General features: G+C 51.6%; 10 protein-coding genes. 4 read left to right on the top strand and 6 right to left on the bottom strand.

Translation table 11 applies throughout. The features are described from left to right. The first annotated feature begins 411 nt into the window (after positions 1–411). Positions 412–810: a hypothetical protein gene (locus tag H6F91_RS14090; RefSeq protein ID WP_206754939.1), complete on the top strand. Its 399-nt coding sequence runs from the start codon at positions 412–414 to the stop codon at positions 808–810. A gap of 229 nt (positions 811–1,039) precedes the next feature. On the opposite strand, the gene H6F91_RS14085 is transcribed toward H6F91_RS14090, so the two are convergent. The 4 genes from H6F91_RS14085 to H6F91_RS14070 form a co-directional block, all read right to left on the bottom strand. Then, entirely contained in the window at positions 1,040–3,274 is a 2,235-nt protein-coding gene (locus H6F91_RS14085; RefSeq protein WP_190772380.1) for a glycoside hydrolase, read from the bottom strand. Between the two features lie 311 nt (positions 3,275–3,585). After that, positions 3,586–3,816 (bottom strand): NifU family protein, encoded by a 231-nt coding sequence (locus H6F91_RS14080; RefSeq protein ID WP_190772414.1) that lies wholly within the window; start codon positions 3,814–3,816, stop codon positions 3,586–3,588. 89 nt (positions 3,817–3,905) lie between these two features. Continuing rightward, positions 3,906–5,495, bottom strand: coding sequence for a serine hydrolase (locus H6F91_RS14075; RefSeq protein WP_199307831.1), 1,590 nt, complete (start codon positions 5,493–5,495; stop codon positions 3,906–3,908). A 132-nt stretch (positions 5,496–5,627) separates the two neighbouring features. After that, positions 5,628–6,419: an RNA methyltransferase gene (locus H6F91_RS14070; RefSeq protein ID WP_190772378.1), complete on the bottom strand. Its 792-nt coding sequence runs from the start codon at positions 6,417–6,419 to the stop codon at positions 5,628–5,630. A gap of 62 nt (positions 6,420–6,481) precedes the next feature. Here H6F91_RS14070 and H6F91_RS14065 point away from each other — a divergent pair, with 62 nt between their 5' ends. Together H6F91_RS14065 and H6F91_RS14060 are read left to right on the top strand one after the other, a co-directional pair. Then, positions 6,482–6,637, top strand: a complete 156-nt coding sequence (locus tag H6F91_RS14065; RefSeq protein ID WP_190772377.1) for a DUF2256 domain-containing protein — start codon at positions 6,482–6,484, stop codon at positions 6,635–6,637. Between the two features lie 170 nt (positions 6,638–6,807). Beyond that, positions 6,808–7,743, top strand: a complete 936-nt coding sequence (locus H6F91_RS14060; protein WP_190772376.1) for an isoaspartyl peptidase/L-asparaginase — start codon at positions 6,808–6,810, stop codon at positions 7,741–7,743. Positions 7,744–7,755: 12 nt separating this feature from the next. Here the strand turns inward: H6F91_RS14060 and H6F91_RS14055 are convergent, their stop codons facing one another. Next, the gene (locus H6F91_RS14055; RefSeq protein WP_190772375.1) at positions 7,756–9,162 is read right to left on the bottom strand and encodes a 1-acyl-sn-glycerol-3-phosphate acyltransferase; all 1,407 of its coding nucleotides are present in this window, start codon (positions 9,160–9,162) and stop codon (positions 7,756–7,758) included. 1,086 nt (positions 9,163–10,248) lie between these two features. Between H6F91_RS14055 and H6F91_RS14050 the strand changes: the two genes are divergently transcribed. After that, on the top strand, positions 10,249–12,516 hold the full coding sequence (locus H6F91_RS14050; RefSeq protein WP_190772374.1) for an HAD family hydrolase: 2,268 nt from the start codon (positions 10,249–10,251) through the stop codon (positions 12,514–12,516). 471 nt (positions 12,517–12,987) lie between these two features. Here the strand turns inward: H6F91_RS14050 and H6F91_RS14045 are convergent, their stop codons facing one another. Further along, entirely contained in the window at positions 12,988–13,977 is a 990-nt protein-coding gene (locus H6F91_RS14045; RefSeq protein ID WP_190772373.1) for a manganese catalase family protein, read from the bottom strand. Positions 13,978–14,359 lie beyond the last annotated feature (382 nt).

Here is a 14,359-nt window from a genome sequence, read left to right as displayed (position 1 = left end):
GCCCGTAAGTTTTCCCTACCCATTTTTTTCGAGTGAGGCTTGAATAACGCTAGATCAGAATTTATCCCGATGTCTTCTTGAGGTTGAAATTTATATCCTTAATAGCACTGAATACCTTTTCAGAGGGTTTCGTTAAACGGCAAGTTTTGCTGTACTCTGGACAGCGTATCCGGCCATCCTTTTCTCTCTTGAAGTTGAATATTTTCTTTAACAACGCGTCATAAGTTGTTGTAGAAATAAGGGATGATTTCTGTTTCTTACCCTGTTGATGTTTGATCTGCTTTGGGTTGTTTTAAGATAACGCCCATAATGCGTTACTTTTATTCAATAATGCGGGTGGTTTATGTAAATGATTTAGCCACCACGAGTGCACTTAACTAAATCTTTTCAGGAGTTCCAGGAACTATGCAAATGTCATCTACCCCTCGTTCTTCTCAACCCAATAATTCGTCTCCTGCAATAGTTATGAAAGTGCCTTTTGCAGCGCAAGAACGTGCTCGGGGACATCTGCAACGGGCGCAGGAACAGTTCAAAATGAAGCGCTATAACGAAGCCGTAGCCGAGTTACGAGACGCCATTAAAAACGACCCAACCCAAAGTGAATATCATGCCTGGATGGCAAAGGTAAACCTTGCAAAGGGACTGGTCGGAATGGCAGCAATCAGTGTGCGTCAAGCCCTGCAAATCAACTCTCAGGACGCCCTCGCCCTCGAATGTCAAAAGCTGGTTGAGGCGAAAGCCGATCAGAAGCCACCCGCCAAACCCGAGAAGCCTGGCTTAGGTGGTTTGCTATCACGCAAATTGTTCTAGGACGTACTTTAGAGCTGTCTGAAAGGGTCACTTTTTCGTGCGCTTCTAGAACGAAAAAATGACTTTTAAAACAGCTCCTGGTTTCATACTCATAGTTATCTACTTTAAAAAAGAGGAGTGCTTCGTACTCCTCTTTTCCAATCTGGTTGCGTTTTTATGAGAGCCGCGCTACGCGCTGCACGGCTCTCATAAAAACAACCAGGTTTTAAGCACTTGAAAAGCACTGTAGTTATGGCACTTCAACAGGAATCAGGGCATTCTCAGGAAGATAGCTGACATAGTGGCCGTCCTCTGCAAGAATCACCACAACCCTTAGAGCCCAGTCAGGTTCTATATCCTGGAGGTCAGCCCAAGGAATAGCGACTTCCAGGCACGTGTCTATAGCTACTTGTGCCGTAGTGGGACAGGAATGCCATTGGAAGTACTCCCCTGCCTCCTGAAGCCAGCGATCGCCCGTCACCAAATTAATTCCCAGGTGATGGCGAAAATGGTAATTCATCGGGGCTTCGTCTGGCAGTTCGGCCAAGGGAGCCGGGGCATTGAAGGTAGTACGGTCGGGGTAAAACCATAGCAGATGCAGTTCTGAGGGGAAGTCTACACCCGGCCGACTGCCAGCCGCAAAATCCAAGCGGAAATAGAAGCTTTGGTGATCAACCCCATACCAGAGGCGCTGAATTTTGCTGCTGCGATGCATGGTACCTCGAGCTCCGGCCACCTCAATGCGTCCCGCTTTATCCCAATCCTGCTCATCAGCGCGCCCGTCGATTAAGGGGTGAATAAAGCTTTGAGGGGCATGATCGCCATGGACTGTGTGGTCTTCCACAGGGCGGCGCACTTCGGTCGGAACAGGCTCATTCAAGGCCATGTATAGGGCAGCAAGGTGTTCCCGAAAAAGTTGATCGAACATGGCATCCTGGTTCGAGGTGTGCCCTTCGCCGAACCACCAGAACCAATCAGAACCTTCAGCCGCATACAGCGCTTCCCAAGCTTCGGGGTTGTTCTCTTCGGTTGCCTCAGGGTGGTTGGCAAGAACCTGACGTGCTTCAGTCAGCAAATCCCAGGCACGATTTTTAGCAGGGTCGCCGATCCAGGTCGTGAAGCTGCCATCAACCCAGGAGCCGCTATGTAACTTGTTGGCAGGCAAACTTTCCGTTGGGGGAAATTGCTCTAGAAATTCTGACACAGTGACGAGACGAATATCTTCGTGCTCACTCAAGCGACTATAAAGGTCTTCCAGAAAAGGCTTTCCATCTTCGGGGTAGAACTCCCAGCAGTTCTCACCGTCAAGGGCAATCGTCACCAGCCAGGGTTGCTCTAAGCTCGTAGTGCCTTCAGACTGGTGAGAGATGAGCTGCTGAGCGATCGCCTCCAACTGCCCTACCATATCAGCTGCTGCCTTTTCCGCTGGCATCGCTCCGTAGGTGAATCCAATCAAATCCGACAAACGATGATCTCGGAAGACAATTGCCAGATCTCCCTGAGGTGTTTCTAGACGGTAGGGACGATACATTAACTCGGGTTCCTGCACAGTGCCATGTTGGTCACGGTGGAAGAAGTGATTCAGCGTCCAGCCGAGCACCGCTTCATCAGACACAATCCAATTAAAACCCTGCTCGGCTATATAAGGCAGGATGGCAGGACTGACAGACTGTTCTGAAGGCCACAACCCGCGAGGTTCGCAGCCAAAGCGATCGCGGTACATCTGCCTTGCCCGCTTTAGATGGCGGGGGATGTCCTCCTCCCATTGAAAGCGGTTTTGGGGCAGTACCATATCGGGTACAGCTACCCTTCCGGAATCCGTATCGGCGAGGAGGGGCAGGATGGGGTGGGTGTAGGGAGTGGTCGTAATTTCGAGTTGACCCGTCTCCTGCATGTGGCGATGTTGCGGGATGATGCGGGACATGATCTCTCGTTGCTTAGAGTAGATGCGTTGGCGATCGCTCAAGGTAAAGCCACGGTCTTGTTTCAGCCAGGCAGCGATTTCAGGATCATCCCAAAACATCGGATCAATCCAGGCCAGGTTATGCCAGGCTAAAAGATCGCTGAAATCCTGCGGCGACCAGTTTTCGATACACCAATCCCCGCCCTTGTCTTGCCGTTGCTTGAATAATTCGACATAGCGGGGATGGGGGTCGACCAGCGTGTGGTGGTTGCCGTCAAAAAAGTGCTCGACCACAAACTGCTTCTGCTCTGGGTTGAGGGCATCCGCTTCAGACAGAGCCAGCGTCAAATACGGGTCGAAGGCCGTTCCTTCTACGTAATCCTCAATCTGCTGAATCAGAGATGGCACCAGGTTCACCGTCTGATGCAGTTTGGGAAACTTTTCCAAAATTAGGATCAAATCCAGATAATCCTTCGTCCCGTGGAGGCGCACCCAGGGAAGGCGATACTGACCCACAGCCCGACTTTTGTAGAGGGGTTGATGCTGATGCCAAATAAACGCAACGTAGAGAGGATGAGGCATGGGAGCAAAACGATGGATAAGTAAATGGGCAGAAGGAAGCGAAATCCGGTTTTGAGAACGGGCGATCGCGTATCTCTTGCAATGTTCTCGATTGTTTCAAAAAATCGAGAATGTGACAAAACGTTATAACTATCCCACACCCTACACCCTTCCCTCCGAATTTGCTTGAAAAGGTGTTTTTTTGTGCCCAAGAGTACAAAAAACACCTTTTCAAGTAACCAGGGTTATGCACCCATAACCTCATTTGCGCGGAAGGCAGCACGATACGTGCTGCCTTCCGCGCAAATGAGGTTATAGGTTGGCAAGTGAAATTAGAATACTTGCTCGACTTCGGCAATCTCGGGAATAGATTCGCGTAGCTTGCGCTCGATGCCCATCTTCAGGGTCATGGCGGAGCTAGGGCAGGAGCCACAAGCACCCTGGAGACGCAGACGAACAACGGGACCATCCAGCTCAACCAGCTCGACGTTGCCTCCATCCGACATCAGATATGGGCGAAGCTCATCCAATACTTTTTCGACGTTAACGGTTGTTAGTTCCATAATTTGAATCGACTGAAGGTTTTGCGCTCGCAACACCCCCATTGTAGAAGACGGGATTCATTCGCGACATAAAGTGATGCCGGGAAGCTCTACTGAGGAGCCGTCGTAGCGGGCATTGTTGCCGGCGTCGCTGGAGCGGCCGCTGGGGCTGAGGCTGCACCCGGGGCCGGAGCCGCTTTACCAAAGTATTCGGCAGCAACCCGGGCAACTTGACGGGCCAGTTCTTGGGCTCGTCCGTCATCTGTCGGGCGTTGCACCAGTACGGTGATGACGTAGCGTTTGCCGTTGGGCAAATCTACAATACCCGTGTCACCAACCATCGAATCGATGGTACCGGTCTTGTGGGCAACAACCGCATTGGGGCCCGTACCAGCGGGAATCAGGGTATCCGTCACAGTGCCTTGCATGATTTCCATGAGGCGATCGCGCGAGCGCAAGGACAGAAAATCAGCCTGAGTAACGGCCATCAGCAGCAGCGAGAGATCCCGAGCGCTGGTGGTATTGGTTCCAGCTAAGTCGGCCAGGGGGTTGCGAATCACCGTTTGGATCATCCCCCATGTGCGAAACCGTTGGTTCAGCATCTGCGCCCCACCCACTCGCTCCAGGACCATGTTAGTGGCCGTGTTATCGCTGATGGTGATCATCTTGGTAATCGTTTCTAAACTGGAGAAGCTGGAACCTGGAGGCAGGTATTGAAATTCGCCAGAACCCGTCGTAATATCCGTCGGCTTCATGGTCATGGCTTCGTCCAGACGGGCCTTTCCGGCATCTACATCCTGCAGATAGGCCACCAGAATAGGCACCTTAATCGTACTGGCAGCCGGAATTGCCTTATCGCCATTGATATCAACATAATTACCGGTGTCTAAATCCACGATAAAGATGCCGGGTTTCAGATCGGGTGACTGGGTGACCAGGGGCTGGATTGCCGACGCCAGCTCATTAATCGGTTGCTTCAAGCGAGCGGCTACGGGAGCCGGAACAGTGGAAGGGGGAGCTCCATCCAGACGGAACATCCCTTCTCCCAGGTCAGAAGGCTGCTTCGCGGCCTCCGATGCCGCAGCAGAACCGGGAACGGTACCGGCGGCGGTAAAGGAAGATTGGGCTGGCGTCCAGATAGAAAGGATGGTGCCGACGATCGCCCCAACACCCACTCCAAAGATTAGCAGACGAGTGATGTAGAGCAGGGGCGTGGCGGGTTTCTGCGATCGCCGTCGTCGCCGCCGAGGGCTGGGCGGCGAGATCACCGCTTCAGCAGGTGACTGAGGGCGCACGGGACGCGCCTGAATGGGAATAACGGTAGGTGGCAGGCTCGTTTTCTTGGACAGGACGGGCTGCACTGGGCGTAACCGTGTTAAAGCTCCATTCTCTTCAGAGGGGCGACGACGAGCGCTAGAGCCATTGCGCCCGGTTGGCTCGTCTAGCAGACGGCGCAGGTTCAGTTGGGAGTCAGGTCGGGGCGATCGCAACGAACGCCGCCGCACCAACGGGGCTGGAGTATCGCTACGATTGCTATCGGCTGAAGCTGACGGCAACCGAAAGAGGTCCGAAGATGAACTGCCCGAACCGTTCTGAGAGCTGCGTCGCCCATTCTCATTCGCAGGGGCGCTGGAGGATGTGGGAGGTCGACGACCAGGACGGCGGCGACGGGGAGGGCGTGAGGGTTTTCCAGATTCCATTGACATCAACACCTCTAACGCATCTCAAGAACAAGCAAATCAAGCTTCCAGAGCCAGTATGACTGATTAGATGCAACCCACCACTCTGAAATTATCCGCAAATTATCACCAGCATGGGGGAGATTCGTCAAATTATTCATCCTGCATTGACTCGTTACGGGGATGGCTTTGCTGCAACGCCCAGCGCATTTGGCTGATCATGCCTTGCAAAAGGGCCACATCATTATCAGAGGGTAGCGCTCGATTGTAGATCTGGCGAATTTTTTTCATGCGGCTGGCTACTGTATGTGGGTAAAGATAGCCAATTTTTAATAATAGGGACTCTAAATCTTGAAAATACTGATCTAAGCGATCGTGGGAGGCCGGGTTATGCGTGCCGACCGGAGCCGCTGCAATAGGGGCAGGTTCTAGCAACGCCATTCGCAGCTCGTAGCAGCAGAGGGCCACAGCTTGCGCCAGGTTCAGCGAGGTATAAGCCGCATCACTGGGAATGTAAAGGAACCGCTGTGCCCGATTAATTTCCTCGTTGGTCAGCCCCCGGTCTTCCCGACCAAATAGGAGAGCGGTTGGGCCATCGACAGCTTCCACGAGCCAGGGCAGTACAGCACGAGGGCCTTCCAGGGTAATGTTCAGAGTCGTGTCATCACGGCCAGTGGTGGCGATCGCCCGCCGACATCCCTCCAATGCATCCGTCAGCCTGGAAACAATACGAGCAGATTGCAGGATATCGAAGGCATGCACCGCCATCTGCCGCGCCTCTGCTCCTAAAGGATCGCACTGAGGATTGACCAGAACCAGTTGAGACAATCCCATATTTTTCATGATGCGGGCGATCGACCCCACATTCAGCGGCCCGGCTGGCTCTACCAACACAATCCGTACCTGATGCAATCGCGCTAGTCGACTGGCTTCTGTCTCTACCATTAAGCCTTTACAATCCTTTACAATTACCACAGTAATTCACCCACTGCACATTCCAGATTGCCATGGCGCGCACCCGTTCCAAATCGGATTTGCCCACAAAGCTCTGCCCTGTCTGTCAGCGCCCCTTCACCTGGCGTAAAAAGTGGGCCGATTGTTGGGATGACGTGAAGTATTGCTCCGAACGGTGTCGGCGGCGGCGGAATCAGGGGGTCGGGTAGAGTCACCCGATCGCACCTACTCACCCCTCAATATTTGTCAGATAATAGCCATCGTTCGTTTGGGAACTCTTTTTGTAGGCTCACACAGATAGGATCTCATCATTTCCTGATGGCCTAAAAGCGTTCGTTTGACTTCATTTTTCCTTTCACTTCTCTACACATTGACTACCATGCAACCTAAACTGATCATCCACGGCGGAGCCGGAAGTTCCTTGCGGGGCAAAGGCGGCGAGGAGGCCGTTCGCACGGCCTTGTTCGATGCCATTGATAAGGTTTATGCCCTGTTGAAGGCGGGGAGTTCGGCCAAAGAGGCAGTCGTTTTAGGATGCCGATTGATGGAGGACAATCCCCGCTTCAACGCTGGGACGGGCTCAGTGTTGCAGTCAGACGGGCAAATTCGGATGAGTGCATCGCTCATGGATGGGCTGATTCAGCGATTTAGCGGTGTGATCAACGTATCGCGAGTGAAGAATCCCATTGAGTTGGCACAGTTTTTGCAAGAGGGTAGCGATCGCGTTCTTTCCGACAATGGAGCTGCTGAACTGCTGCGAGAGTTAGGCAAACCCATTTATGACCCCCTGACAGATATTCGCTTACAGGAGTGGATGGCAGAACGGAACAATAATTTTTCCCATGAAATGGCTGGGGTCATAGCGGAACCCGAACTTGCCTCCGAGCCTGGGCGAGGCACGATCGGTGTGGTGGCGTTGGACTCAGAAGGTCGCTTGGCGGTGGGCACATCCACAGGAGGCAAGGGCTTTGAGCGCATTGGTCGGGTGAGCGACTCGGCCACACCTGCGGGAAATTATGCTAACGCCCATGCAGCCGTAAGTTGCACCGGCATTGGTGAAGACATTATTGATGAATGTTTGGCCGCTCGTATTGTGGTTCGCGTGACGGACGGTCTGCCCCTTGGGGAAGCAATGGGGCGTTCCTTCCAGGAGGCGGGAAGCCGACAGCGAGATTTCGGGGCGATCGCCCTCTCCCACGACGGAACGATTTCCTGGGGCAAAACCAGCGAGGTGTTGCTGGCAGCGTATCACACAGGCGATGCGAAAGGCGACACGTTGTCGTTGGATACGGGTGTTGTAACAGGATTTTGTTAAGGCGATCGCCCATCACGACTCAATCGTCGCTTCTAGAGCATGCTGGAGATCCGTTGTGAGTGTGTTGATGGCATCCCGTGCAGCCCGGCGACTGGTCTGGTAATCAGGAAAGCGATCGCTCACGCAAATAGGTTCACTGACGGTCATTTGACAGCGGCGGTAGCCCAAACGGGGACGGCGGGGATATTTGTCGCCGCGAATACGAGCTGTAGCGTCGAACAGTAGCAGAGTGATTTCGGCAAAACGTTCGAAGGAGGGTTTTTCTTTGACGTAGGAGCCAGTGACGGCCACCAGGCTTTCTACCAGGCGCATGTGAGTGTCGTGCAGGCTGGCTTCTTCGGCAAGCCAGTCACCCAGACCGCGATCGATGGGAGAGAGGGCGTTGCGATCGCTCACATCCGCTCGGTAAATATAGGTCCACGCCGCTTCCTCCAAGCGCCGGCAGCGTTCGGAAAGATTGCCCTTGGATGAAACACCGAAGTACTCTTCCGAAACCTTCAGGGCTTCGTCCAGGAGGGCTTGCAAACGTCGGGTGATGTTAGGTGCATCGGGGGGAAGGTCTTTAGGAGGAAGGGGGCGATGGTAGAAGCGGCTGTAGAACTGCTCCATCTTGGTCAGGAAATGCTCCCCTAGCCGGATAAGGCGCTTGTAATACGCATCGGGCCGTTGGTCATCGGCGAGGGGTTCGAGGGGTTGGGGAGGAAGGCCCATGTTGGTTTCCAACTGGGTCATCAGGCGATCGAGATTATGCCAGGGAGCGCCAATGTAGTGATATTGAATTCCAATGGGCACAATCCACACTGTTTCGGGGCGGCCAGCCTTTTGCAGATCTTCAGCGCACCAGAAACCCATTTGGGCAACACCCGGTTCCAGGGGTCCCAGGATCTCGCTGTGACCATTGGTGGCACCTTCGGGGGCGATCGCAAATGGAAGTTCTCCATTTAGCATCAACTCCCGAGAGGTGCGGAGAGCCTGCCAATCAGGATGCTTACCCCGATGCACCGAGACACCACCCATTCGGGACAGCAGCCACCCCAACCAGGGGCCACCCCAAAGCGGCATCCCGCGATCGAAAAGGAAGTGGACGTGCAAAGGGGAGCGCAGCTTCACACCTTTCTCCCGAGCTGCTTTGGGAATCATTCGGGAAAGCATATACAACCCGGAAAGGGGATCATCCACCTCCACATGGCGAAAGGCCAGCATGAAGCGAACCTTCCCAGCCTGAAATTGTTGATATAGGCTAGCCAATCGTTCTGGGTTGCTTACGTCAACCCTGGTAATACCTGCGGGTAACCAGGGCCGTGTGCGAAATCGCATCACGAGGGGCAGAAAGGCATGCACCAATCGCACCACAACCGGATTGTACGCAGAGGGCAGAGGATTTAATCCAGGATAAACCTGTCGAATGGTTTGAGGCATAACCCGAGTGCACGAAACATGGGTAAGAAACAATCATGAATCAGTCATTTTCGTATGTACAGCATACGGAAATTAACGTTCTAAATCCCCCCTCAAATTGGTTAAAAATTTCCTCCAACACAGCTTTCACGCCGTGGGGACGGATTTAAGAGCCCGCGTAAGGAACTTTGTTGAAGTGCTCGTACACAAACTGATCCGTCCATTCGACTGAATTTATCAGACGGCCAATGGGTACATCTTGTGCTTACGAGTGCCTGGGCGAAGTCTATTACAGGCACAGGATCGGGCTGAGCAGTTTCCAACCGGGAAACATGCCTGTTTTAGCTCCTCCTTATTCCATCAAAGGAGAAGAGTTACATTATGAATTTTGGTTTTCCCAAGGCCTATCATTTAGCTTTCCAAGAACAAGCAGAGTTGCCAAGCTCAGAACAGCTATACGGCACGTTGGTTCACAAGGAAGGTAGCGTGTAGGGCTAAGCTCCATCCACTACCTTGTTTAATTAACTCGAATATCTTTATAGAGAGGGCGGGTGGCACAGCATTTTAGAGTCTGGATTTAATTGAATTGAGCTACTGATATCCCTTTCCAATCTGTCGAGATACGAGAGAGGAATGAAATTCTACACCCCTCTCTTGTACCTCACTCGACCAACTATAGTATTCAGAAATACCGACTAAGCAGAAAGAGATTTCATACATCATTAAGCAATTCTTAAATTCCATAATTCTTAAGAGGAATTACGGGTTAATTGGCTTGAATGTAATAAATATGACACGCCTTTGTAGGGCACAAACACAAAAAAGTTTTTTAGAAATTTACCCTTCACGTTGCATCTATCGAGCTCAGCAACAAATTGTAATACATTCTCATCAAAGGTTGAATGCCAGTCTATGCCTCTGTTTCCGCGTGATGTATTTCCTTGGAGTGAAGCGAAACTAGCAAGATAACGGCAGAATCTTATCAAATCTATATAATTACCCGTAAATCCCAACTACTTTGAAAACGCACGGGCAACGTCAAGTTTCGGTGATCACAAAGTGACTGACGCTCTTCGCAGTGATTAGTCCAAGGAGGATAAAACACCTATGTCAAAACCCGCAGGGTTGTACATCTTACTTGTCAGCGTTCATGGTTTGATTCGAGGGCATAATCTGGAACTTGGCCGGGATGCCGATACCGGAGGACAAACCAAATACGTAGTAGAACTTGCTCAAGCGCTGGCTGAAAATCCCCTAGTTGATCGGGTCGATCTGGTAACACGTTTAGTCAACGATCCAAAAGTCAGTCCAGATTACGCGCAACCCATCGAAAAGATTTGTGAAAAAGCGCAGATTGTTCGTCTTAACTGCGGTCCTCGCCGCTACTTACGCAAAGAGGTTTTATGGCCTCATCTTGATAGTTTCGCCGATGAAATGGTGCGGCATATTCGGCAAGTAGGCCGTGTTCCAGATGTAATTCATACTCACTATGCTGATGCCGGATATGTGGGTTGCCGAGTGGCCGGGTGGCTGGGGATTCCCCAAGTTCACACCGGCCATTCTTTGGGGCGCGTGAAGCGCGATCGCCTTTTAGAGCAAGGCACCAAGCCTGAAGCTGTCGAAGAACACTTTCATATCAGCACTCGTATTGAAGCAGAAGAAAAAACTCTGGCCAGTGCTTCTCTAATCATTGCCAGCACCCATCAGGAAGTAACCGATCAGTACGGCATCTACGACCAATACCAGCCCGATCGCATGGTGGTAATTCCCCCGGGTGTTTCCCTGAAGCGGTTTTACCCGGCTGGAGATGATTGGGTTGAGCCACCCATTTTTGATGATTTGAAGCGCTTTCTACGAGAACCAGACAAGCCTATTATTTTGGCTTTGTCTCGTGCAGCTATGCGGAAAAACGTGGCCGGTCTGGTGGAAGCCTACGGTCAAGATCCAGAACTTCAAAAACTGGCGAATCTTGTGTTAGTGCTCGGTAACCGGGATGACATCAATCAGATGGAATCTGGCCCCCGCAAGGTGATGGCTGATATTTTCCGGCTGATCGACCGCTATGATCTCTACGGAAAAGTAGCCTATCCAAAACATCACAAGTCGGAAGAGGTGCCTGATTTATACCGTCTCACAACCAAGACTCGGGGCGTATTTATCAACCCAGCGCTAACCGAGCCCTTTGGATTGACTCTCATTGAGGCGACGGCTTGTGGAACGCCGATCATTGCCACGGCAGATGGTGGCCCTCGCGACATTCTGGCAGCCTGTGATAACGGGCGGTTAATCAATCCTCTCGATATTGCGGATATTCAAGCCGCTCTGCGCCAGGCATTAACCGACACCGAACAATGGCAACAGTGGTCAACCAACGGCCTCAATCGTGTACGCCAAAACTTCTCCTGGAAGAGCCATGTGGAGCGCTACCTGGAGCACCTGCGCCAGCTGCCCCAGCGGCGTGTGCAGTCCCCCTTGAGCTACCTCACGGTGGAAAAAACAGCGACATCTCAAGCATGGAATATGCCCAGCATGAACCGTTTGATGAACGCCGATCGCTATCTGGTCTGCGAAATCGACAATACCTTGTTGGGTGATCATGCAGCGCTGCAACAGCTGATTCAGCGGCTCAATCAAGAGGGCGGCACGACGGGAATTGGGATTGCCACAGGGCGATCGCTCACCAGTGCGTTGGCAATGTTGGGCGAATGGCAGTTCCCCATGCCGGATGTGCTGATTGCTTCAACGGGTTCGGAAATCTACTACGGCCCTCAGGTCATTCCCGATCCCAATTGGGCGCGGCACATCAACTATCGCTGGCAACCCGACGCTGTGCGGCAAGCGATGGCAGAATTACCCGGTATTGAGCTACAGCCTGATGAGTGCCAGGGCCAGTACAAGCTCAGCTACTTTGTCGATGCCAGCAAGGCTCCCAGCTATAACGAGATGATGCAACATTTGCGGCGGCGGCGGCTGCATATCAATGGCATCTTCAGCCACAGCATGTACCTCGACCTGCTGCCTATCCGAGCTTCCAAGGGTAATGCCATTCGGTATTGCGCAATGAAGTGGAATCTGGCGATTGACCGTTTCCTGGTTGCTGGAAGTTCAGGCAATGACGAAAGTATGCTGGCTGGCAACACGCTGGCGGTTGTGGTTGGCAACTACAGCCAGGAAGTTGAAAAACTGCGCGAGTATCCTAAAGTCTACTTCGCGAAGGGTAACTACTCCTGGGGCATTATGGAGGCACTGGATCACTACAACTTTATCGAGGATCGCGATCGCCTCCAGCCCGAAATCGAGCCCGATTTCGATTACGAAGCTGACTTCATAGCCGAAACAGAGACAGAGACAGAAACAGAAGCTGTTGCTGTTTAAGAAACATTGGGAGCAGCAAAACTGTGTGCAACTATTTAGCCAAACAAACTCCTAACGGAGCTTAAGAATCTCCCAAATAAGCTCCAACCCTACTGTGCAACCTGCACAGTTTTTTTTTGAAAGAGAGACAACCCGTTCTATAGCAACCTCAGTTCGGGATAAGCTGAAGTGCTCATTTTGGCGTGCGCTCTGCGCACGCCAAAATGAGCGTTTTCGAGTACCGCGCGTTGCGCGGCACTCGAAAACGCCCTTAACCCGAACTCAGGTTATAGCCATATGTAACCCCAATTTGGGATAAGCTCAAGCGCCCATGTTGACGTGCAGGGAGCACACGGCAATATGAGCTTTTTTGGGGGACGGAAAGCGTGCCCCGAATGAAAAAGAAGCCCAGCTCCTTTAAGGAGCCGGACTTCGAAGATTTGTTCAGCACAGTAAATTAGTGTAAATACACCCAGAGATTGAAGCAGTGTATTAAATTACTGAACCGTGGCTCTCAGGGTCAACCACCGTTTTAGGACTTGCCAAATCATTTTGGGGATAGGTTGACCATTGATTTGCGCCACCCCCTACGGATGACTTCACCTCTTGGCTGCGCTGCTTGCCCAGAGCACGGCTCTTTTCCTGAGCCTCATCCAGGGTATGCTTATTACCCTTAACAGGCTGCTCCACCATGCCCTTCGTCTCTACGACATGCTCATAGGGCTTTTGCACGTACTCCCATTCCTCTCCAGATTCCCAGGCTCCTTGCCCTTGGTTCCAGGGGCCACGAGCATCGGCTCCATTGGACATGTTCATATAGACATGGGTATAGCGGGGGTCGCCTTGCAGAACTCCCGGTGGGAAGTTGGGTTCAATGGTTTCCAGGGCCGACGCGAACATCTTGTAGTGGGCGATCTCCCGTGTCATCAAAAAGCCTAAGGTTTCCTTAACATAGGGATCATCAGTGAATTGCATCAAGTGTTCATACACAATCTTGGCTCGGGATTCAGCGGCGATGTCCGATCGCAAATCCACTGTCAAATCCCCGTTGGCGTTGACGAAGGAGCCCATCCAGGGCGTTCCCTGACTATCCGTTAACCGGGGAGCACCACCGGACAGTAGCAGAAACTGGGGATTGGTCATAGCCTGATGAATCATCTGCTCTTTCTGATTCGGCAGAAGGTTCATCCATGAGGTCGATTCGGAAGCATTTTTCAACTCACCATTGACCCCATCCAACAGCATTGTGATGGTGGCCCCAACAATCTCCAGGTGGCTCAACTCTTCGGTGGCAATATCCATCAACATATCGTATTTGTCAGGATAAGGCTTTCGGGCTGCAAAAGCCTGGGTAAAGTATTGCATGGCGGCTTTTAATTCACCATTTGGCCCACCAAATTGCTCTAATAATAAACTGGCAAAACGAGGATCGGGCCCCGATACTCGTGCATTAAACTCCAATTCTTTAACGTGATAAAACATAGAATGCTCCTTGGCTACATCAATTAAAACGAGTACAAGAACAATTTGAATTCAGGTATTTCTCAACGATTTGAGAAACAGCACCCCTATTAAATGATGAGGCTCATGCTAAATACATTGATCCAAATATAGAACCTATTTATTGATGAGCTGAAATGCCAGAATAGCTGCCAATTCTTAATTTCAAATATTCAGCACAGAACAATTTTTATATGTTTTATTGATGAGCCTAACTATTGTCGTATATTCACTATGTGCCACAAGACTGAGTTTCCTTGGATTGCATCGCCCAACAAAAATTAATTTTAGTAAAGCTCATCCATTAGGGAATAACTTCAATTCAATTTTGAATCTGAGCCGCTTCAGATCTCCTACTGAAACC

Source organism: Leptolyngbya sp. FACHB-8, assembly GCF_014695575.1.
GTDB lineage: Bacteria > Cyanobacteriota > Cyanobacteriia > Elainellales > Elainellaceae > Vacuolonema.
The sequence above is the reverse complement of the archived record's forward strand: the minus strand, read 5'-3'. Positions and strand labels throughout refer to the sequence as shown.